Below are 20,592 nucleotides of genomic sequence, written 5' to 3' on the forward strand. Positions count from 1 at the left end.
ACGTGTTCACTCTTGAGACTTGGTATTCATTTTTCGTCCGAGGACGTTAAGAATCCATGTCACTTTGAGTGCCCACACAGATTGTCTGATAAATTGTTAAAGAGCAGTTGCAACGCGGCTTTCAGCTCACCGTTGCGAGGTCCCGTATAATACGTTTTCCTCATTCAGAGTCAAGCCCTTATTTTGCTTTTCTCTGTCGGTTTTCAGCGCTGAACTTCATCGCCGAAACCCTGCTGACCCGGCGGCTTGCTTGCCATTGTTCCGTGTCAGTGGAGGCGCATTATAGGGAGTTCTGAGACGTTGACAAGCCCTGTTTTCAAAAAATTATTCAACCGTCTCTTTTTTGTGCAAAACGCCGTTAAAGCGGTAATTTTTCCAGCGTCGAGAAGCCATAGCGATGCAAAACGGGTAAAAGTTGTTCCGTTTCTGCCGTCAACGCCATGCAGAATGCTTTATTCTCGTCGCTGGACTTCGCATCCGGCGCTTCATGCTCTAACAGCCAGGCGGTGCGACGGGCAATCGCCGCGCCGGAATCGATCAGCCGCGTGCCCTCGGGCAGAACGCGCTGCAGCTCCTCCTGTAAAAGAGGAAAGTGGGTGCAGCCCAGCACCACCGTATCCGGCGGCTCCTGCATCCGCAGCCACGGGCGCAGGATACGGCGCAGTTCTTCTAACGGCACAGGCTCGCCGTGCAGCTTCGCTTCCGCCAGCTCCACCAGCTCCGCCGACCCCAGCATTTCAATCCGACATTCATTGGCAAAGCGGTCTATCAGCTCACGGGTATAAGGACGCTTTACGGTGCCGCGCGTCGCCAGCAGGCCGACAATGCCGTTCGCTGTTAAGCGGGCGGCGGGCTTGATCGCCGGCACCACGCCGACAACGGGGAAGGCGAACTTTTCACGCAGAGCAGGCAGGGAGACGGTACTGGCGGTATTGCAGGCGATCACCGCCAGCGCCAGGGGATAACGCTGCTGGACAGCGGTGACGATTTCCACAACGCGCTCAACGATAAACGCCTCGCTCTTCTCGCCATAGGGGAAGGCAACGTTATCGAAAGCATAGATGTAATGCAGATTCGGCAGCAGCTGCCGAATCTCATTATAAACCGACAACCCACCGACGCCGGAATCAAACACCAGCACGGTGGGACGTGGATCAGAAGGTGTAGCTGCCAGACAAGGTGTATTCCCGTCCTGCAGATTGGTAGCCATAAACTGTCTCGTAATCTTTATCGAACAGGTTGGCTATTTTACCACGAACTGTCAGGTGTGAGGTGACGGGATACGATAAACCGACATCCCAGAGGCTCAACCCACCCATATTGACGGTACGCGAGTTGTCGTAATCATAATCGTAGCGCTTGCCGATGTAGTGATACGTCACATCCCACCCCAGATCGTAGACCTGGCCGTTCAGCTCGTATTTCACCTGCTGCTTCGCCCGGCGATAGAGGATCTTGTTAGTTTCATCATCGCGAGGGTCAACATACTGCAGCGTCAGATGGTGCTCCACCGGCCCTGTGGTGACATTCCCCGTCCACTCCAGCCCCTTGATTGTCGCAGACTTGACGTTGTAATAGGCGTTGTTGTCGTAATCGATGAGGTTTTGAATCTCATAGCGATACGCGGAGAGACGCCAGTCGACCGGCCCCGTCAATCCTTCGAGGCCCGCTTCCCACTGCTTCGACTCCTCTGGCTTCAGGTTCGGGTTAGAGGCGATGCCAAAACGTTCTGCGCCGTACTGCTGTCCGAGGGAGGGGGCGAGGAATCCTGTACCGTACGAGAGCGTTGTCCGATAACCCTCGATAAATTCCCAGCCTGCCGCCGTCTGCCAGGTACCGTGCCAGCCAAACTGCTCGTCATGATCCTCACGGCCGGAAGCTTCCAGCGTCACGCTGTCAATCTGCTGCTGGCCCGTCAGATAAAGACCGGTGGTATCGCGCTTATACACGTCGGTACTGGTCGTTCCGCTGGATTTCAGCTTCTCCTGTTTCCAGTCTACGCCACCGCTCACTGCGCCATGGCCCACCACAACATTATTTCCCCATTGGATATAGCGTTGTTCCATATCATCCAGGGTGGTGCCCGCGGCATAGCGGCCAGCGTCGCTGCTGTAGTTGTAATCTTTAATACGCTGATAGTTCGCAATCAGCTGGGAGGAGTAAATTCCGGAATGGTAGTGCAGACCGGTGTCCCAGGATTGGGTATAGGACTGATCTTCATCGTTTCCACCTGCGTAGCCCCAGTTACCCTGGTCATAGTCAGCATTGGCGGAATAACCATAGCCGCGGAAGAACCCCGAGAAGTTGTCATCGAACTGATGCTGTACCCCGCCCCATAGCATTTTATTGCGGTAGCCGTCGCGATCGCTGTCGCCGCTATAAGAGGAGTTCGGCTGGACGTTAAACCCTTTGGTGGTCTGATAGGCGCCGGCAGCGGTAACCAGCGTATCGCCAAACCGCTTGTTAAAGGCGCCATCGTAGGACTGATAGCCATTCGTTCCCGCGCCGGCGTTGATCTGCGAACGCTCAGCATCGGTCATGGTGATGATGTTCACCACCCCGCCGATCGCCCCGGAGCCGTACACCGCGGAGCGCGGGCCGCGGATGTATTCCACCCGCTGTACAAGAGAGATAGGGATCTGACTGATATCCACGCCATTGGAGATCCCCGGACGCGCCATCGGCACACCGTCGATCAGCACCAGCACGTGGCGAGCCTCCGTTCCCCGAACATACAGCGAAGCGCTCTGCCCCATGCCGCCGTTGCGGGCAATATCGACCCCGGGAAGACGACGCATGACATCGTTTAAATCTTTGGACTGCCAGCGGTCGATGTCATCGCGCGTCACTATATCGGTCGGCGCCAGCACGGTATTGACCGGCTGTTGAAAACGGTTTGCTGTCACCACCAACGTGTCTGAATTGCTGTCCTGCGCCCAGCCGGAAAATGCCGTGACGGATAAGGCCGTCATCAGCGAAGCTTTTTTAATCATTGTAAAAGCATCCGAAACAGAAAAAGGATGCCGCAGGTTTTATCAGTTGCTCGCGACGATAAAACCCAGTGCGACGTATTCCGGCAGGTCTTCGGGCTTGGAGGTTGTTTCAAGAAATAATGACTTCCCACGGCTAACCGCAGTGTCTGCACCGAGTGCGCTCATTTCTCACCTTCCTTACCGCTGCGCGTCAGCCCCAGATTTCCACTGGGTTCCCTTTTAACTCACAGGACCGGTAGGCGAATGCTACAATCAGAAACATATAGATGTCCAGACTGCTAATTATATTTCCCGCGGCATTCGAGGCTGGACATCCCCGGCGCTTTCCCTACAATCCCCGCGTACTTATTTTATTCAGGATACATCATGACCCCCGAACACCTTCCTACCGAACAATACGAAGCGCAGCTGGCAGAAAAAGTCGTCCGTTTGCAAACCATGATGGCGCCTTTTGCCGCGCCGGTTCCGGAAGTGTTTCGTTCGCCGGTCAGCCACTACCGTATGCGCGCCGAGTTCCGTCTGTGGCACGATGGCGACGACCTGTACCATATTATTTTCGATCAGCAGACCCGGTCGCGGATTCGCGTTGACAGCTTCCCGGCCGCCAGCGCGCTCATCAATCAGCTGATGACCGCCATGCTGGAGGGCGTGCGCAACAATCCCGTGCTGCGCCATAAGCTGTTTCAGATTGACTATCTGACCACCCTCAGCAACCAGGCGGTCGTCTCGCTGCTGTATCATAAAAAGCTCGATGATGCCTGGCGTGAGCAAGCGGAGGCGCTGCGTGATGCCCTGCGAGCCCAGGGACTCAATGTGCATCTGATTGGTCGGGCGACCAAAACTAAAATCGAGCTCGATCAGGATTATATAGATGAACGCCTGCCGGTTGGCGGTCGGGAGATGATCTACCGTCAGGTGGAAAACAGCTTTACCCAACCGAACGCGGCCATGAACATTCAGATGCTGGAGTGGGCGCTGGATGTCACCAAAGGGGCGACCGGCGACCTGCTGGAATTGTACTGCGGCAACGGTAACTTCTCGCTGGCGCTGGCGCGTAATTTCGATCGCGTACTGGCCACCGAAATCGCCAAACCGTCGGTGGCGGCGGCGCAGTACAACATCGCCGCCAACCATATCGACAACGTGCAGATTATCCGCATGGCGGCTGAAGAGTTTACTCAGGCGATGAACGGCGTGCGTGAGTTCAACCGGCTGCAGGGTATCGATCTGCAAAGCTATCAGTGCGAGACTATTTTCGTCGATCCGCCGCGTAGCGGGCTGGACAGTGAAACGGAGAAAATGGTGCAGGCCTATCCGCGCATACTGTACATTTCGTGCAACCCGGAAACGCTGTGTCGTAATCTGGAAACGCTAAGCCAGACGCACAACGTTACCCGGCTGGCGCTGTTCGACCAGTTCCCGTATACCCATCACATGGAGTGCGGCGTTCTGCTGACCCGGAAATAGGCCAAAAAAAACCGGCAACGTCATATTGCCGGTTTTTTATCACTGGCGGATTATTCGGCGGCGGTATTTTTGCGGTTACGCATCTTGTAGCCGATCCAGAAGACCATCGCGACGGACAGAACGGCCGGGAAGAAGTTAGAGCCGATATCCGGGTACTCCGCACGCACGACGGTGCTGTACAACAGCACCCCGAGAATAAAAATAAAAAAGGCGGCGGCCAGGCCCGGTAGCCCGACGGGCATACTGCGATTCTGATAGCGCTGATGCAGACAGTAGACCGTCAGCAGCAGGGATAAGATGGGGAAGACGGAAAACGGAACTATCGAACTGAACAGCGCCGCAAAGGCGCCATTAATAGATAACCCGGCAATCAGCGCCAGCAGCAGCGTACCTTTATCTTGAACTGAGTGTTTCATTGCTCGTCCTTCACGTTATTCGGAATGATGTGACATTTTTTCTTGTTCACGGCGATACCAGTAATACGCGCCTTTAGAGATCATTCTGAGCTGCAGTACCAACCGTTCTTCCAGCTGTCGGCGCTGTTCAGGGCCGACATCCAGCGCTTCCGCGCCAGCGCTAAAAACGATGGTGACCATAGCTTCAGCCTGCGCTTCGGTAAAGGCGCGCGGCATATGGTTTTCGAGTTCTAAATAGTCGGCGAGTTCCGCAATAAAATGCTGGATTTCGCGTGCGACGGCGGCGCGAAACGCCGCAGACGTTCCCGAGCGTTCGCGCAGCAGCAGGCGGAAAGCGTTCGGGTTATTACCGATAAACTCCATAAAGGTCGAGACCGAGGTGCGGATCACGCTGCCGCCTTTGGCAATCCGCTGGCGCGCCTGGCGCATCAGCTGGCGCAGCATCAGTCCGCTCTCATCGACCATCGTCAGGCCTAACTCATCGACATCGCGAAAATGACGATAAAAGGACGTCGGCGCGATCCCTGCTTCCCGCGCCACTTCACGCAAGCTCAGGCTGGCGAAACTCCGCTCAGCGCTAAGTTGGCTGAATGCCGCTTCCACCAGCGAACGGCGGGTTTTTTCTTTTTGTTGTGCTCTTACGCCCATCACGATGTATGAATCCTTCCAATAGCCCTGCTGGCACTATACCAGAGATTAAAACTAATCGGTTTGCCCTGGATTGTGAATGATTGTTTACGAGCCGTTTCTGCTTTTATGCCGCAAAAAAGCACAACGATAATTGGGTTAAAGCGCAGCGAATGTTATCATCGTGTTTATTTTATGTATAAAACAGGTGAGTAATGCCATGTCACACTCTTGGGATTATGATGCAATAGTGATTGGTTCCGGTCCTGGCGGCGAAGGCGCCGCCATGGGACTGGTGAAACAGGGAGCACGCGTTGCCGTCATCGAGCGCTACCATAATGTCGGCGGCGGTTGCACCCACTGGGGCACCATCCCGTCGAAAGCCCTCCGCCATGCCGTCAGCCGTATTATCGAGTTTAACCAAAACCCCCTCTACAGCGACCACTCCCGCCTTCTTCGCTCTTCTTTCGCCGACATCCTTAACCATGCCGACAGCGTCATCAACCAGCAGACTCATATGCGCCAGGGATTCTATGAGCGCAACCACTGTGAAATTCTGCAGGGCAATGCCCACTTCGTTGATGAGCATACTCTGGCGCTGGAGTGCCATGATGGCACGGTCGAGACGGTGACCGCGGAGAAATTCGTTATCGCCTGCGGATCTCGCCCCTATCATCCGGCGGATGTCGATTTCCACCACCCGCGCATCTATGACAGCGATTCGATTCTCAGCCTGCAGCATGAGCCGCGCCATGTGATCATTTACGGCGCCGGGGTAATCGGTTGTGAATATGCGTCGATCTTCCGCGGCATGGAGGTGAAGGTCGATCTGATCAACACCCGCGATCGTCTGCTGGCCTTCCTCGATCAGGAGATGTCAGATTCGCTCTCCTATCACTTCTGGAACAGCGGCGTGGTCATTCGCCACAACGAGGAGTACGAAAAGATTGAAGGCGTTGATGACGGCGTCATCATGCATCTGAAATCCGGGAAAAAGCTCAAAGCGGACTGCCTGCTCTACGCCAACGGCCGCACCGGCAATACCGACACTCTGGCGCTGGAAAACATCGGTCTGCAGACCGACAGTCGCGGCCAGCTGAAGGTCAACAGCATGTACCAGACCGCCCTTCCGCACATCTATGCGGTTGGGGATGTCATCGGCTATCCGAGCCTCGCCTCCGCGGCGTACGATCAAGGACGCATTGCCGCCCAGGCGCTGGTGAAAGGCGAAGCCTCAGCGCATCTGATTGAAGATATCCCGACCGGGATCTACACCATTCCGGAAATCAGCTCCGTCGGGAAAACCGAGCAGCAGCTGACGGCGATGAAAGTGCCGTATGAGGTGGGTCGCGCTCAGTTTAAACACCTGGCGCGGGCGCAAATCGTTGGCATGAGCGTGGGAACCCTGAAGATCCTGTTCCACCGGGAAACCAAGGAGATCCTCGGCATTCACTGCTTTGGCGAACGCGCAGCCGAAATCATTCACATCGGCCAGGCGATCATGGAGCAGAAAGGTGGTGGTAACACCATTGAATACTTCGTCAACACCACCTTTAACTACCCGACCATGGCAGAAGCGTACCGGGTTGCCGCGCTGAACGGCTTAAACCGCCTGTTTTAACGCCTTGTCGAAATGGCCATCCATCGTGCCGCGGATGGCCTCAGCCAGATGTTCATAGCGGCTGCGCAGCGGTGAGCCCGGACGGTAAACCAGACCGATGGTGCGTCTTGGCTCTGGCTTAATGCACGGCAGGTAGACCACGCCATCGCGTTTTCTTTCCTGCGGCACTGCCAGCGCAGGCAGCAGGGTAATACCGCTGCCTGCCGCCACCATATTGCGCAGCGTTTCCAGGCTGGTCGCGCGGAAGTGGGTATCCTCATCCGCCCCCGCTTCAAAGCAGAAGCCCATCGCCTGATCGCGCAGGCAGTGGCCATCCTCCAGCATCAGCAGCTTTTCACCGGCCAGATCCGACATCGGCACCCGGTCGCGGTTTGCCCACGGATGATCTTCATAGATAGCCAGCATCATCGGCTCATCGAACAGCGGCACCTCGATAAAGGCCTCGCTCTCTTTGACCAGCGCCAGGATGGCGCAGTCGAGCTTACCGCTGTCGAGCTGAGCCAGCAGCTGATGGGTCTGCGCTTCGTGCAGATACATTTCCAGCTTCGGGAAGGTCTGATGCAGCATCGGAATGATGTGCGGTAGCAGGTACGGGCCAATTGTCGGGATCAAGCCGATATGCAGCGGCCCGGACATGGTTTCCCCTTGTTGGCTTGCCATCTCCTTGAGCACTTTTACTTCGCGTAACACGGTACGCGCCTGATCCACCAGCAACAGCCCCGCCTGGGTAAACAGAACCTTACGGCTGGTGCGCTCCAGCAGCATGACGCCAAGCTCATCCTCCAGCTTGCGGATCTGTCCGCTGAGCGTCGGTTGGCTCACATGGCATGAGTCAGCCGCCCGCCGGAAGTGGCGGTGTTCGGCGAGCGCTACCAGGTATTCAAGATCGCGAATATTCATTATTCATCCTCCATCGCCACGATAGTCCATGGCGATAGATAGCATAGCAACGAACGATTATCCCTATCAAGTTTTCTGTTCAATAATACGCCCATAAAGACGGTGAACCTGTGAAAACCACTGACCCGTCACACTGTTTCTCTACCCGAACAACTAAAGCCAACGTGAACTTTTGCGGACCTTGCGTCCGCTTTTTTTTTGCATAAAAAACCCGGCGTCGCTGGGCTCGGCCGGGTCAGGGAAGACAGATATCTGTGGATTAACTCAGACGGGCCTTCGCCTCGTCGATAGCCTGCGCCACCTGCTGCGGCGAGACGCCGCCTTTTGCCGCGCGTTTATCAAGGCAGGACTGCAGCGACAGGATCGGATAAACATCGTCCGCAATCACCGGGCTGAATTTCTGCAGGTCGGCCAGGGCCAGCGCTTCCAGCGGTTTCCCTTGCGCAATGGCTTCCACCACCGCTTCACCGACAATATGGTGCGCCTCGCGGAACGGTACGCCTTTCGCCACCAGATAATCCGCCAGCTCAGTGGCGTTGGCATAGCCCTGCTGCGCCGCTTCCGCACAGCGCGGACGTTTCACCTGGATGCCATCCAGCACCAGGGTCGCCATATGCAGGCAGTCGAGCCAGGTATCCAGAGCGTCGAAAAGTCCCTCTTTATCTTCCTGCATATCTTTGTTGTAGGCCAGCGGCAGCCCTTTCAGGGTCATCATCATGCCGGTCAGCGCGCCCTGCACGCGGCCGCATTTGCCACGGATAAGCTCCAGGGCGTCCGGGTTTTTCTTCTGCGGCATCAGCGAGGAGCCTGAGGTTACGCGGTCGGAAAGCTCGACGAAATTCGCTTCGCCGGAGTTAAAGAAAATCAGATCTTCCGCAAAGCGCGACAGATGGACCATGCCGATAGAGGCATCGGAAAGCAGCTCCAGAACATGGTCGCGGTCGGACACGCTGTCGAGGCTGTTGCGGGTGGCGGAGGCAAAGCCCAGCCAGCCGGCCAGCTGCTCGCGGTCGATTTCATACGCCGTCCCCGCCAGCGCGCCGCAGCCCAGCGGGCTAACGTCGAGGCGCTTCAGCGCGTCCTGCAGGCGGCTTTCATCGCGCGCCAGCATTTCGACATAGGCCAGACACCAGTGCGCGAACGTCACCGGTTGGGCGCGCTGCAGGTGGGTGTACCCCGGCATCACCGCGTCCTGGTTCTGCTGGGCCGTCTCCACCAGCGCGCTCTGCAGCTGGCGGTTCGCCGACAGCAGTTCGACAACGGTATCTTTGCACCACAGTTTAAGATCGGTAGCGACCTGGTCGTTACGGCTGCGGCCGGTATGCAGTTTCTTGCCCAACTGACCCACTTTGTCGATCAGTTTGCCTTCCACCCAGCTGTGAATATCTTCAGCATCGCTGGCGAGGATTTGCTGCGGATTGGCGCGCACTTCTTCCAGTAGCACGTTCAGCGCTTCTTCCAGCTGCTGTTGTTCATCGGCACTCAGTACGCCGACCGTTACCAGCGCTTTCGACCAGGCGACAGAGCCAACGATATCCTGCTCCGCCAGACGATAGTCGAAGCGCAACGAGTCGTTGAACTGTTTGAACCGTTGATCTGCTGCCTGTGTAAAACGCCCGCCCCAAAGTGCCATAACATGCTTCCTTTATTCGTTAGTTCCGCCGGTGGCGTTGTGCCTCCCCGGCCTACGGTCTTGTAAGCCCGGCAGACAACGCGCCGCCGGGCATGAAATCTTAAGCCAGAATACGTGTGCCGATAGGCGTGCCGTTAAACAACGCCGGCAGCTGCTCGGCGTGACGCCAGGAGGCGATATCCACCGGACGGCCCAGAGCACGCGCCGCGTCGAGGGCCGCATTCACTTTGACAATCATGCCGTCAGTGATAATCCCCTGCTCGATCAGCTGCTCCGCTTTCTCGGCGGTCATCTCGGCAATACGCTGCCCTTTACCGTCGAGGATACCGCTGACGTCAGACAGCAGGATCAGATCCGCCCCCAAGGTAGCCGCCAGCGCCGTCGCCGCCTGGTCAGCATTGACGTTCATCAGCTGGCCCTCGTCGGTCACGCCGATAGAGCTCACCACCGGCAGGTAACCGCCCGCCAGCAGGGTGTTGATCAGCGTCGGAGAGCCCGGCTGCGCCAGCCCGACATGGCCCAGCTCAGCATCCAGCTGTGTCACCTTCACGCTATCGCCATCGCCGAGGAACAGGCCGACAGAGGCCAGACCGTGCTTTTTCGCCCACGCCAGCAGCGTCTTGTTGGCGGTTCCCGCCAGCGCGCCGGTGATGATGTCGATTTGCTCAGCCGGCGTCACCCGCAGACCATTTTTCTTCTGCACCGGCAGGTTGAGCTGCTTCATCAGCTCATCCACCACGCAGCCGCCGCCATGGACGATAATCAGCGGACGCTGGTGCGCTTCACGGTAATTGACCAGCGCGGTAAACAGACGCTCCAGCGCTTCTTCGCTATCGAGTAATACGCCGCCGAGTTTGATAATTAATGGGTTCATCATCACACCTTAAATAAGAGACTGCGTCTCAGCGAAGCCGAAACGAATATTCGCGCACTGCACCGCCTGCGCTGCGGCGCCTTTCAGCAGGTTATCTTCTGCCGCGACGACGATGAGATGGTCGTCCTGCACGGCAAAACCGATATCACAGAATGGCAGACCTTCGACGCTTTTCAATGCGGGCACGCCTTTATCATATAAACGTACCAGCGGTTTATCGGCGTAAGCCTGCTGGTAAACCGCCGCGATCTGCGCATGGCCAACGCCCGGCTTCAGGCGGCAGGTAATGGTTTCCAGAATGCCGCGCTTAAAATTACCCAGATGCGGGGTAAAAATCACCTTCGCTCCGAGGTGGCTGGCAATCTCCGGCTGATGACGATGGTTAAAGATGCCGTATGGCTGCAGGCTGACTTCACAGAAGCTGTTGCCGATCGCGGCTTTGCGTCCCGCGCCGCTCACCCCGCTGGTGGCGTTGATCACTGGCCACTGGTTGAGATCCAGCAGACTGGCATCAATCAGCGGCTTCAGCGACAGCTGCGCCGCCGTCGGGTAGCAGCCAGGCACCGCGATTAACTGCGCTTCTTTAAGCGCATCCGCGCTCCACTCCGCCAGCCCATACACCGCCTGTTTGAGCAGGTCGGGATGCTGATGAGTGAAACCATAATATTTTTCGTAGAACGCCCCATCGTTAACGCGGAAGGCACCGGAGAGATCGAACACCACGCAGCCGGCGGCAAGGAACTGCGGCGCCAGATCGTGACTCACTTCGTGCGCGGTGGCGAGAAACACCACGTCCACGCCAGCGCTGAATTCGCTGATATCGGACATCGGCTGCAGCGGCATATCGACAATGCCTTTGAGCTGCGGATGCAGGTCGGAAATTAATTTTCCCGCATCATTGCTTTGCGCGGAGACCGTCAAAGCGGTTATGTTCATATGCGGATGACGATTGATATAGGTCACCAGCTCTGCGCCGGCATAACCACTGGCACCCACAATCAGCGTATTTAACATTGGAAGCGCATCTCCTTACATTCGATGGGTTTTCTTACGCTCAACGATATTGTATTTTTATTCACAATAAATGCATGAATATTGATACTATCACGACCCAAGGTGTGTCAACAATGAAAAACAATTTACCGCCCTTTATCGAGATTTACCGCGCGTTGATCGCCACACCGTCCATCAGCGCGACCGAAGAGGCTCTCGATCAGAGCAATGAGTCTTTAATCAATTTGCTGGCCGGCTGGTTCCGCGATCTCGGCTTTAATGTCGAGGTACAGCCGGTGCCGGATACGCGCCATAAATTCAACCTGCTGGCCAGCACCGGACACGGCGCCGGCGGCCTGCTTCTCGCCGGGCATACCGATACCGTGCCGTTCGATGACGGCCGCTGGACGCGCGATCCGTTCACCCTTACCGAACACGATAACAAGCTCTACGGCCTCGGCACGGCCGATATGAAAGGCTTCTTCGCCTTTATTCTCGACGCCCTGCGCGATGTCGACGTCACCACGCTGAAAAAACCGCTGTATATTCTGGCCACCGCCGACGAAGAGACCAGCATGGCCGGCGCGCGCTATTTTGCCGAAACCACCCGGCTGCGCCCCGACTGCGCCATCATCGGCGAGCCCACCTCCCTGCAGCCGATCCGCGCCCATAAAGGACATATGTCCAACGCGATCCGTATTCAGGGCCAGTCCGGCCACTCCAGCGATCCGGCGCGCGGGGTCAACGCGATCGAGCTGATGCACGACGCCATCGGTCGGATTATGCAGCTGCGCGATTTGCTAAAAGAGCGCTACCACTTCGAGGCGTTCACGGTCCCTTACCCGACCCTCAACCTCGGCGCCATCCATGGCGGCGATGCCTCAAACCGTATCTGCGCCTGCTGTGAACTGCATATGGACATCCGCCCGTTGCCGGGGATGACCCTCAACGACCTCAATGGTCTGCTGGACGAGGCGCTGGCCCCGGTCAGCGAACGCTGGCCGGGCCGCCTGACGGTCTCGGAGCTGCATCCGCCGATCCCCGGCTACGAGTGCCCGCCGGACCATAAGCTGGTGCAGGTGGTTGAGAAACTGCTTGGCGCCCAGACCGACGTGGTGAACTACTGTACCGAAGCGCCGTTTATCCAGACGCTGTGCCCAACGCTGGTTCTCGGCCCGGGCTCGATCAATCAGGCCCATCAGCCTGACGAGTTTCTGGAGACGCGCTTTATCAAGCCGACGCGGGAGCTGATTAGCCAGGTGGTTCACCACTTCTGCTGGCACTAAAATCGCCCTCTTTTTCCGCCCCGCTCTCCCGGGGCGGAACGGTGACGATCGTCACATTTCCATAAGCGATGCTTATCCAGCGCCCCCTGAGTTAAATTTCGCAAATTACGGGTATTTACTCGTTTGCTGAAGCGATTTCGCAGTAATTGACGTGGGGGTATTTACGTGGCTTTATAAAAGACGGGTTGCTTATCCGTTGCTCACGTTCCAGCGCAGCGGATATAACAAAATAAAATGAGATGGGGTGTCTGGGGTAACATGAACGAACAATATTCCGCATTGCGTAGTAATGTCAGTATGCTCGGCAAGGTGCTGGGCGATACCATCAAGGATGCATTGGGAGAAAATATTCTTGATCGTGTCGAAACTATCCGTAAGTTGTCCAAATCTTCACGCGCCGGCAACGAAGCTAACCGCCAGGAGCTGCTGACCACGCTGCAGAATTTGTCTAACGACGAACTGCTGCCGGTGGCCCGTGCCTTCAGCCAGTTCCTGAATCTGGCCAACACCGCTGAGCAGTACCACAGCATTTCGCCGAATGGCGAAGCGGCCAGCAATCCGGAAGTCATTGCGCGCACCCTGAGAAAGCTCAAAGACCAACCCAATCTCAACGAAGACACCATCAAAAAAGCGGTGGAATCTCTGTCCCTGGAGCTGGTGTTAACCGCCCACCCGACCGAGATCACCCGCCGGACGCTGATCCATAAAATGGTGGAAGTGAACAACTGCCTCAAGCAGCTGGATAACAAAGATATCGCGGACTACGAGCACCACCAGCTGATGCGCCGCCTGCGCCAGCTGATCGCCCAGTCCTGGCATACCGATGAAATTCGTAAGCACCGCCCTTCCCCGGTCGATGAAGCCAAATGGGGCTTCGCGGTGGTGGAAAACAGCCTGTGGGAAGGGGTGCCTAACTACCTGCGCGAGCTGAACGAACAGCTGGAAGCCAACCTCGGCTATCAGCTGCCGGTGGACTTTGTCCCGGTGCGTTTCACTTCGTGGATGGGCGGCGACCGCGACGGCAACCCGAACGTGACTGCCGATATCACCCGCCACGTGCTGCTGCTCAGCCGCTGGAAAGCGACCGATCTGTTCCTCAAAGATGTGCAGGTGCTGATCTCCGAGCTGTCGATGGTGGAGTGTACTGACGAATTGCGCGCCCTGGCCGGCGCCGAGGGCGCTCAGGAACCGTACCGTTACCTGATGAAAAAACTGCGTACTCAGCTGATGGAAACCCAGGCCTGGCTGGAAGCGCGTCTGAAAGGTCAGAAGCTGCCGAAACCGGCGGGACTGATCACTCAGAACGAGCAGCTGTGGGAGCCGCTATACGCCTGTTATAAATCGCTGCAGGCCTGCGGCATGGGCATTATCGCCAACGGCGAGCTGCTCGACACCCTGCGCCGCGTGAAGTCTTTCGGCGTACCGCTGGTGCGTATTGATATCCGTCAGGAAAGCACCCGCCACACCGAAGCGCTGGGCGAAATGACCCGTTACCTCGGGATCGGCGATTACGAAAGCTGGTCAGAAGCCGACAAACAGGCTTTCCTGATCCGCGAACTGAATTCCAAACGTCCGCTGCTGCCGCGCCAGTGGGAGCCAAGCGAAGAGACCCGCGAAGTTCTCGACACCTGTAGAGTGATCGCCGAGGCGCCGCGCGGATCGATCGCCGCCTACGTGATCTCGATGGCCAAAACGCCGTCCGACGTGCTGGCGGTTCATCTGCTGCTGAAGGAGGCCGGGATTGGCTTTGCCCTGCCGGTGGCCCCGCTGTTCGAAACGCTGGATGACCTGAACAACGCCAACGACGTCATGACCCAGCTGCTGAATATCGACTGGTACCGCGGCTTTATCCAGGGCAAACAGATGGTCATGATCGGCTACTCTGATTCCGCGAAAGACGCAGGCGTGATGGCCGCCTCCTGGGCGCAGTACCAGGCGCAGGACGCGTTGATCAAAACCTGTGAGAAAGCCGGGATCGAACTGACGCTGTTCCACGGTCGCGGCGGCTCCATTGGCCGCGGCGGCGCGCCGGCCCACGCCGCGCTCCTCTCACAGCCGCCGGGAAGCCTGAAGGGCGGCCTGCGCGTTACCGAGCAGGGTGAGATGATCCGCTTTAAGTACGGCCTGCCGGAAGTCACCATCAGCAGCCTGTCGCTCTATACCAGCGCGATCCTCGAAGCCAACCTGCTGCCGCCGCCGGAACCAAAACCGCAGTGGCGCGACATCATGGCCGAGCTGTCCGACGTGTCGTGCAAGATGTATCGCGGCTACGTGCGTGAAAACAAAGATTTCGTGCCTTATTTCCGCTCCGCCACTCCGGAGCAGGAGCTGGGCAAACTGCCGCTGGGTTCGCGTCCGGCAAAACGTCGTCCGACCGGCGGCGTCGAGTCGCTACGCGCCATTCCGTGGATCTTCGCCTGGACCCAGAACCGCCTGATGCTTCCAGCCTGGCTGGGCGCTGGCGCTGCGCTGCAGAAAGTGGTTGAAGGCGGAAAACAGAGTGAACTGGAAGCGATGTGTCGCGACTGGCCGTTCTTCTCCACCCGTCTCGGCATGCTGGAGATGGTTTACTCGAAGGCCGACCTGTGGCTGGCGGAGTACTACGATCAGCGCCTGGTGAAACCAGAGCTGTGGGCGTTGGGTACCGAGCTGCGCAAGCTGCTGGCTGCCGATATCAACGTCGTGCTGGCCATCGCCAACGACTCTCATCTGATGGCTGACCTGCCGTGGATCGCCGAGTCTATCCAGCTGCGTAATATCTATACCGACCCGCTGAACGTCCTGCAGGCGGAACTGCTGCACCGTTCGCGCCAGGCTGAAGAAGAGGGCAAAGACCCGGATCCGCGCGTTGAACAAGCGCTGATGGTCACCATCGCCGGCGTCGCCGCCGGTATGCGTAACACCGGCTAATCGCTGTCTTTCCCCCGGCCGCCCGGCCGGGGGATTTTTCACCCGTTCTAGTGGTGCAGCATCTCATCAACGATCTGCTCTTTATGCAGCGCATACGGATAATAGGTCGGCCAGTTATCCATCTCTTTCAGCAACGCTTCCTGTGATTCATTGCCCATGAAAATATGGAAATGCTGCGATTTACGCGGGCCAATGATGTGGTCGCTGAACTGGACATATTTTGGCGCGCTGGCATCGCCCTGCTGGCACTCGAACAGATAACGTACGCCCTTCTTACCGGAGGCGTAATGCAGGATTTTGTAGCCAGAATAGCGGTATTTGCAGCTGTTGACGGTCTCGCCAATGTGGAACTCAATCACGTCATCTTCAATGCCAATCTGTTCCACATCGGTGGCGTAGCCCTTCTTATAATAGGCGCGATACTCCTCCACGCTCTTGCCGCCGGGCTTTTTCGCCTTCTGCTCCAGCACCGGATCGAGATCGCCGTTGAGCAGATACGGGTTCACTGACTGCCAGACGCCCTCCCAGTCGCTCAGCGCGCGGTCCTGCACATCTTTATCCGCAAAAATGCCTTCGCTGGCCTGACGCTCCACTTCGGTTAGCGCCGGCCCATGGCTATGGTTGCCGTGGGCGAACGCCTGGGCGCTGGCTAGCGCCATGCCGAGTACCAAGGCCAGCAGGGGGATCTTTCTGGTCATTACTCTCTCCTGAGTTTGTTATCAATGGTGACAAATTGTTACGATATAACATATCGTAACTGAGAAGCAATAGCGACAGGCTGGCGCTTTTACCGCTGGAATAATGTCCGGTATGATGAAAAGGGTGATGCGCGGGGCGGAACAATGATGGACAACGATATCAATCAACTTATTGATGCATTGCTAAAAAAGCAGACCAGCCTCGGACGGGTTTATTTCGCCGGCGAGACGCGCTCGCCTGCTGAACCGGTGGTGCAGGTTGATTTTCCCCGTCTGAATATCCTCCTCGATGGGCAGCTGCGCGACCAGGCGCTCGGCGATAACGCCCCGCTCCTGGAGGCCCATGACGTGCTCTATATTCCTGGCGATAGCTGGAACTGCCCACAGTGGCAGGCGCCCTGCCTGCTGTTAAGCATCCTGTTCGCTAAGCAGCAGCTGGAGTGCTCGCTGCAGCGTTGGAATGGCAAGACGATCGCCGTTGTTGAAAAGCTACAGGCGCTGCGTCGCGGGCCGCGCGTCGGTTCCTTCCTGCTGCAGGCCCTCAACGAGATCCGGATGCAGCCGCAGGAGCAGCAAACCGCCCGCAGCATCGTCATCAGCCTGCTCAGCCACTGCCATGATCTTCTCGGCAGCCAGGCGCAAACCTCCTCGCGCAGCCAGGCGTTGTTCGAGGCAATCCGTCAGTACATCGAGGTCCATTACGCGGAGTCGCTGAGCCGGGAATCGGTCGCCCAGGCGTTCTATCTCTCTCCCAACTATCTTTCCCATCTGTTCCAGAAATGTGGGCCAATGGGCTTCAATGAATATCTAAACCACATTCGTCTCGAACAGGCCCGTATGCTGCTGAAGGGCCACGATATGAAAGTGAAAGACATCGCCCACGCCTGCGGCTTCGCCGACAGCAACTACTTCTGCCGCCTGTTCCGCAAAACCACGGAACGCTCGCCGTCTGAATACCGCCGCCAGTACCATAGCCAGCTGACGGAAAAATCGTCGGCGGCAAAGAACTAGATTTTTGTGTGTTAAACCTGACTTTTGTGCGCGCTATAGTTTCCTGCCATCCCAGCCAGCATCGATAAATGTGATCTAAATCATCCTTAATCACGATGCGTACATTTATCCAGTTTTTGGCAAATTTGTCATCTGGCGATCCTTCGAACGAAAGCCGTATGCTTACCTCAACGACAGCACCGAATTAAGCATTGAGGAAAACGCTATGGAACTCTATCTGGATACCGCCAACGTCGCCGAAGTGGAACGCCTGGCCCGCATCTACCCGCTGGCCGGGGTGACCACCAACCCGAGCATTATCGCCGCCGGTAAAACCCCGGTGTGGGATGTACTGCCGCGCCTGCAAAAAGCCGTTGGCCCGGAAGGGATTCTGTTCGCGCAGACCATGAGCCGCGATGCGCAGGGCATGGTGGCAGAAGCCAAACGCCTGAGCAACGCCGTGCCGGGCATCGTGGTCAAAATCCCGGTCACCGCCGAAGGCCTCGCCGCTATCAAGATGCTGAAGAAAGAAGGCATCCCGACCCTTGGCACCGCCGTCTACAGCGCTTCACAGGGTCTGCTGGCCGCACTGGCCGGCGCAAAGTACGTCGCGCCTTACGTTAACCGCGTCGACGCTCAGGGCGGAGACGGCATCCGCATGGTGCAGGAACTGCAATCCCTGCTGGAAATGCATGCGCCCGAAAGCAAAGTGCTGGCGGCAAGCTTCAAAACGCCCCGTCAGGCACTGGATTGCCTGCTGGCTGGCTGCGAAGCAATCACCCTTCCACTAGATGTAGCGCAACAAATGCTCGGCACCCCTGCGGTAGAGTCAGCCATAGAGAAGTTTGAACAGGACTGGAATAACGCCTTTGGCACGCTGAACCTGTAACCGGACCCGCGCGCCGCCTGCGGGCGGCATCACGGTCATCGAGGAGGAATCGAAATGGATCGCATTATTCAATCACCAGGCAAATACATCCAGGGCGCAGGCGCCATCAAGCGCCTTGGCGACTACCTGAAACCGCTGGCCGAACGCTGGCTGGTCGTTGGCGATAAATTCGTGCTGGGATTCGCGGAAGAGATGCTACGCAAAAGCCTGGCTGACGCCGGCCTGGCGGCGGAAATCGCGCCGTTTGGCGGTGAATGTTCGCATAATGAAATCAATCGCCTGCGCGATATCGCCGGCAGTGCGAAATGCACCGCCGTGCTGGGGATCGGCGGTGGTAAAACCCTGGATACCGCGAAAGCGCTGGCCCATTTTATGAAGGTGCCGGTGGCGATCGCCCCCACCATCGCCTCCACCGATGCGCCGTGCAGCGCACTGTCGGTGATTTACACCGACGAAGGCGAGTTCGACAGCTATCTGATGCTGCCGCACAACCCTAACATGGTCATTGTCGATACGCAGATCGTTGCTGGCGCGCCGGCTCGCCTGCTGGCCGCCGGGATTGGCGATGCGCTGGCCACCTGGTTCGAAGCCCGCGCCTGCTCACGCAGCGGCGCCACCACCATGGCGGGCGGAAAATGCACCCAGGCGGCGCTGGCGCTGGCCGAGCTGTGCTACAACACCTTACTCGAAGAGGGTGAAAAAGCGATGCTGGCCGCCGAACAGCACGTGGTCACTCCGGCGCTGGAGCGGGTGGTGGAAGCCAACACCTATCTGAGCGGCGTCGGTTTTGAAAGCGGTGGCCTGGCGGCAGCCCACGCGATTCATAACGGCATGACGGCCATCCCTGACGCTCACCACTATTATCACGGTGAAAAAGTGGCGTTCGGCACCCTGACGCAGTTGGTGCTGGAAAACGCGCCGGTGGAAGAGATCGAGACTGTCGCCGCGCTGTGTCACAGCGTTGGGCTGCCGATCACGCTGGCGCAGTTGGATATCAAAGGCGACATCCCGACCAAAATGCGCCTGGTGGCGGAAGCCGCCTGCGCTGAAGGAGAAACCATCCACAATATGCCGGGCGGCGTCGACGCCGACCAGGTCTACGCCGCGCTGCTGGTCGCCGACCAATATGGCCAGCGCTTCCTGCAGGAATGGGAATAATCCAGAGCAAAACAAAACACCCGGCGTCAGCCGGGTGTTTTTTTATGTTTATCAGCCGGACGCGTCGCCCACTGACGGCGGAAACGGCAAACACTCAGGCCGGACGCACGCCCAGCGTATGACAGATGGCGTAGCTCATTTCGGCGCGGTTAAGGGTGTAGAAGTGGAAATCTTTTACCCCTTCCCGACTTAAGATCTTCACCATGTCCATGGCGATATTCGCCCCCACCAGCTGACGGGTTTCGGCGTCATTATCCAGCCCTTCGAACATTTTCGACATCCACACCGGGATACGAACGTTGGTCATATCCGCAAACTTTTTCGCCTGTTTAAAGTTGGAAACCGGCAGGATACCCGGAATAATTTCCACGTCGATGCCCGCCGAGACGCAGCGATCGCGAAAACGCAGGTAGCTTTCCACATCGAAGAAGAACTGGGTGATCGCGCGGTTGGCGCCTGCCTCGACTTTGCGTTTCAGGTTGAGCAAATCCGCCTGCGCGCTTTTCGCTTCCGGATGCACTTCCGGATACGCGGCGACGGAGATATCAAAATCTCCCACCTCTTTCAGCAGAGTGACCAGATCGGCGGCGTACATCTCCGGTTTACCGCTGCCCGGCGGCAGGTCGCCGCGCAGAGCGACGATATGGCGGATGCCGTTGTTCCAGTAATCCTGGGCGATAGTGCGCAGCTCATCGCGAGTAGCATCGATACAGGTCAGGTGCGGCGCCGCTTCCAGACCGGTTCGCTCTTTAATACCTTTGATGATGCTGTGGGTGCGATCGCGCTCGCCGGAGTTCGCGCCATAGGTCACCGAGACAAACTTCGGTTTCAGACTGCTCAGGCGATCGATGGATTTCCACAGGGTTTGCTCCATTTCACTGGTGCGCGGCGGAAAGAATTCAAAGGACACATTAATCTGGCCCTGGACTTCCGCCAGGCTCTGATTCAGGGCTTCCCGCTGATTGGCGTGAAAAAAGCTCATACCTTACCTCATCAATCGCATGTAATGGCTGTTGTGTTGCGAACTTCTATACGTTTAGACGTCCAGATGTAAAAATGACGGAAAAGCGCCCGGGCGTCAATAGAAAAATCTGCGTAAAGAGTGAGGAAAAGGCTGCCAACATGAAAAAACTTCAT

The 20,592-nt window shown here is 57.4% G+C and carries 17 protein-coding genes and 1 riboswitch; of the genes, 7 read left to right on the plus strand and 10 right to left on the minus strand.

Features of this window, described 5'->3' with window-relative positions; translation table 11 throughout:
• Nucleotides 1–358: 358 nt before the first annotated feature.
• Both murI and btuB read right to left on the minus strand, forming a co-directional pair.
• Entirely contained in the window at nucleotides 359–1,210 is an 852-nt protein-coding gene (murI, locus tag AC6CWS_RS20395) for a glutamate racemase (protein ID WP_044520945.1), read from the minus strand.
• Nucleotides 1,155–2,993, minus strand: coding sequence for a TonB-dependent vitamin B12 receptor BtuB (gene btuB, locus AC6CWS_RS20400; protein WP_032454489.1), 1,839 nt, complete (start codon nucleotides 2,991–2,993; stop codon nucleotides 1,155–1,157). The genes murI and btuB overlap by 56 nt, the downstream gene beginning before the upstream one ends.
• Nucleotides 2,994–3,058: 65 nt before the next feature.
• Nucleotides 3,059–3,245, minus strand: a riboswitch (cobalamin riboswitch).
• 114 nt (nucleotides 3,246–3,359) lie between these two features.
• On the opposite strand from btuB, the gene trmA reads away from it, so the two are divergent.
• On the plus strand, nucleotides 3,360–4,460 hold the full coding sequence (gene trmA, locus AC6CWS_RS20405) for a tRNA (uridine(54)-C5)-methyltransferase TrmA (RefSeq protein ID WP_004203692.1): 1,101 nt from the start codon (nucleotides 3,360–3,362) through the stop codon (nucleotides 4,458–4,460).
• Between the two features lie 50 nt (nucleotides 4,461–4,510).
• On the opposite strand, the gene AC6CWS_RS20410 is transcribed toward trmA, so the two are convergent.
• On the minus strand, nucleotides 4,511–4,876 hold the full coding sequence (locus AC6CWS_RS20410) for a YijD family membrane protein (RefSeq protein WP_498256435.1): 366 nt from the start codon (nucleotides 4,874–4,876) through the stop codon (nucleotides 4,511–4,513).
• Nucleotides 4,877–4,891: 15 nt separating this feature from the next.
• Nucleotides 4,892–5,527, minus strand: coding sequence for an HTH-type transcriptional repressor FabR (gene fabR / locus AC6CWS_RS20415; RefSeq protein ID WP_004151856.1), 636 nt, complete (start codon nucleotides 5,525–5,527; stop codon nucleotides 4,892–4,894).
• A 196-nt stretch (nucleotides 5,528–5,723) separates the two neighbouring features.
• Here fabR and sthA point away from each other — a divergent pair, with 196 nt between their 5' ends.
• Nucleotides 5,724–7,124, plus strand: coding sequence for a Si-specific NAD(P)(+) transhydrogenase (sthA, locus tag AC6CWS_RS20420; protein WP_002883016.1), 1,401 nt, complete (start codon nucleotides 5,724–5,726; stop codon nucleotides 7,122–7,124).
• Here the strand turns inward: sthA and oxyR are convergent.
• The 4 genes from oxyR to argC form a co-directional block, all read right to left on the minus strand.
• Nucleotides 7,107–8,024, minus strand: coding sequence for a DNA-binding transcriptional regulator OxyR (gene oxyR / locus AC6CWS_RS20425; protein WP_002883015.1), 918 nt, complete (start codon nucleotides 8,022–8,024; stop codon nucleotides 7,107–7,109). The genes sthA and oxyR overlap by 18 nt on opposite strands.
• A gap of 259 nt (nucleotides 8,025–8,283) precedes the next feature.
• Entirely contained in the window at nucleotides 8,284–9,657 is a 1,374-nt protein-coding gene (gene argH / locus AC6CWS_RS20430) for an argininosuccinate lyase (protein WP_044520936.1), read from the minus strand.
• Between the two features lie 100 nt (nucleotides 9,658–9,757).
• Complete coding sequence (gene argB / locus AC6CWS_RS20435) at nucleotides 9,758–10,534, minus strand: acetylglutamate kinase (RefSeq protein WP_085955164.1); 777 nt, start codon at nucleotides 10,532–10,534, stop codon at nucleotides 9,758–9,760.
• 6 nt (nucleotides 10,535–10,540) lie between these two features.
• On the minus strand, nucleotides 10,541–11,545 hold the full coding sequence (gene argC / locus AC6CWS_RS20440; RefSeq protein WP_025710967.1) for an N-acetyl-gamma-glutamyl-phosphate reductase: 1,005 nt from the start codon (nucleotides 11,543–11,545) through the stop codon (nucleotides 10,541–10,543).
• A gap of 113 nt (nucleotides 11,546–11,658) precedes the next feature.
• Here argC and argE point away from each other — a divergent pair, with 113 nt between their 5' ends.
• Both argE and ppc read left to right on the plus strand, forming a co-directional pair.
• Nucleotides 11,659–12,810 (plus strand): acetylornithine deacetylase, encoded by a 1,152-nt coding sequence (gene argE / locus AC6CWS_RS20445; RefSeq protein ID WP_023291537.1) that lies wholly within the window; start codon nucleotides 11,659–11,661, stop codon nucleotides 12,808–12,810.
• 258 nt (nucleotides 12,811–13,068) lie between these two features.
• A complete protein-coding gene (gene ppc / locus AC6CWS_RS20450) occupies nucleotides 13,069–15,720 on the plus strand; it encodes a phosphoenolpyruvate carboxylase (RefSeq protein WP_023291536.1) in 2,652 nt (883 codons plus the stop codon).
• 47 nt (nucleotides 15,721–15,767) lie between these two features.
• On the opposite strand, the gene zinT is transcribed toward ppc, so the two are convergent.
• Nucleotides 15,768–16,418 (minus strand): metal-binding protein ZinT, encoded by a 651-nt coding sequence (gene zinT / locus AC6CWS_RS20455; RefSeq protein ID WP_065883449.1) that lies wholly within the window; start codon nucleotides 16,416–16,418, stop codon nucleotides 15,768–15,770.
• Nucleotides 16,419–16,487: 69 nt separating this feature from the next.
• Here zinT and AC6CWS_RS20460 point away from each other — a divergent pair, with 69 nt between their 5' ends.
• From AC6CWS_RS20460 to gldA, 3 genes are all read left to right on the plus strand, one after another.
• Nucleotides 16,488–17,429: an AraC family transcriptional regulator gene (locus AC6CWS_RS20460; protein ID WP_223822593.1), complete on the plus strand. Its 942-nt coding sequence runs from the start codon at nucleotides 16,488–16,490 to the stop codon at nucleotides 17,427–17,429.
• Between the two features lie 205 nt (nucleotides 17,430–17,634).
• Nucleotides 17,635–18,297: a fructose-6-phosphate aldolase gene (fsa, locus tag AC6CWS_RS20465; RefSeq protein WP_044520931.1), complete on the plus strand. Its 663-nt coding sequence runs from the start codon at nucleotides 17,635–17,637 to the stop codon at nucleotides 18,295–18,297.
• A gap of 54 nt (nucleotides 18,298–18,351) precedes the next feature.
• Nucleotides 18,352–19,455 (plus strand): bifunctional L-1,2-propanediol dehydrogenase/glycerol dehydrogenase, encoded by a 1,104-nt coding sequence (gldA, locus tag AC6CWS_RS20470; RefSeq protein ID WP_032454483.1) that lies wholly within the window; start codon nucleotides 18,352–18,354, stop codon nucleotides 19,453–19,455.
• 94 nt (nucleotides 19,456–19,549) lie between these two features.
• On the opposite strand, the gene metF is transcribed toward gldA, so the two are convergent.
• Complete coding sequence (metF, locus tag AC6CWS_RS20475; protein ID WP_023291532.1) at nucleotides 19,550–20,437, minus strand: methylenetetrahydrofolate reductase; 888 nt, start codon at nucleotides 20,435–20,437, stop codon at nucleotides 19,550–19,552.
• Nucleotides 20,438–20,592: the final 155 nt, after the last annotated feature.

This window comes from Klebsiella sp. M041 (genome assembly GCF_059759695.1).

What these genes read in the sequence shown, in the direction of transcription:
- murI (WP_044520945.1), bottom strand. Translation starts at nt 1,210, where the DNA reads ATGGCTACCAATCTGCAGGACGGGAATACACCTTGTCTGGCAGCTACA.
- btuB (WP_032454489.1), bottom strand. Translation starts at nt 2,993, where the DNA reads ATGATTAAAAAAGCTTCGCTGATGACGGCCTTATCCGTCACGGCATTT.
- trmA (WP_004203692.1), top strand. Translation starts at nt 3,360, where the DNA reads ATGACCCCCGAACACCTTCCTACCGAACAATACGAAGCGCAGCTGGCA.
- AC6CWS_RS20410 (WP_498256435.1), bottom strand. Translation starts at nt 4,876, where the DNA reads ATGAAACACTCAGTTCAAGATAAAGGTACGCTGCTGCTGGCGCTGATT.
- sthA (WP_002883016.1), top strand. Translation starts at nt 5,724, where the DNA reads ATGTCACACTCTTGGGATTATGATGCAATAGTGATTGGTTCCGGTCCT.
- oxyR (WP_002883015.1), bottom strand. Translation starts at nt 8,024, where the DNA reads ATGAATATTCGCGATCTTGAATACCTGGTAGCGCTCGCCGAACACCGC.
- argH (WP_044520936.1), bottom strand. Translation starts at nt 9,657, where the DNA reads ATGGCACTTTGGGGCGGGCGTTTTACACAGGCAGCAGATCAACGGTTC.
- argB (WP_085955164.1), bottom strand. Translation starts at nt 10,534, where the DNA reads ATGATGAACCCATTAATTATCAAACTCGGCGGCGTATTACTCGATAGC.
- argC (WP_025710967.1), bottom strand. Translation starts at nt 11,545, where the DNA reads ATGTTAAATACGCTGATTGTGGGTGCCAGTGGTTATGCCGGCGCAGAG.
- argE (WP_023291537.1), top strand. Translation starts at nt 11,659, where the DNA reads ATGAAAAACAATTTACCGCCCTTTATCGAGATTTACCGCGCGTTGATC.
- ppc (WP_023291536.1), top strand. Translation starts at nt 13,069, where the DNA reads ATGAACGAACAATATTCCGCATTGCGTAGTAATGTCAGTATGCTCGGC.
- zinT (WP_065883449.1), bottom strand. Translation starts at nt 16,418, where the DNA reads ATGACCAGAAAGATCCCCCTGCTGGCCTTGGTACTCGGCATGGCGCTA.
- fsa (WP_044520931.1), top strand. Translation starts at nt 17,635, where the DNA reads ATGGAACTCTATCTGGATACCGCCAACGTCGCCGAAGTGGAACGCCTG.
- gldA (WP_032454483.1), top strand. Translation starts at nt 18,352, where the DNA reads ATGGATCGCATTATTCAATCACCAGGCAAATACATCCAGGGCGCAGGC.
- metF (WP_023291532.1), bottom strand. Translation starts at nt 20,437, where the DNA reads ATGAGCTTTTTTCACGCCAATCAGCGGGAAGCCCTGAATCAGAGCCTG.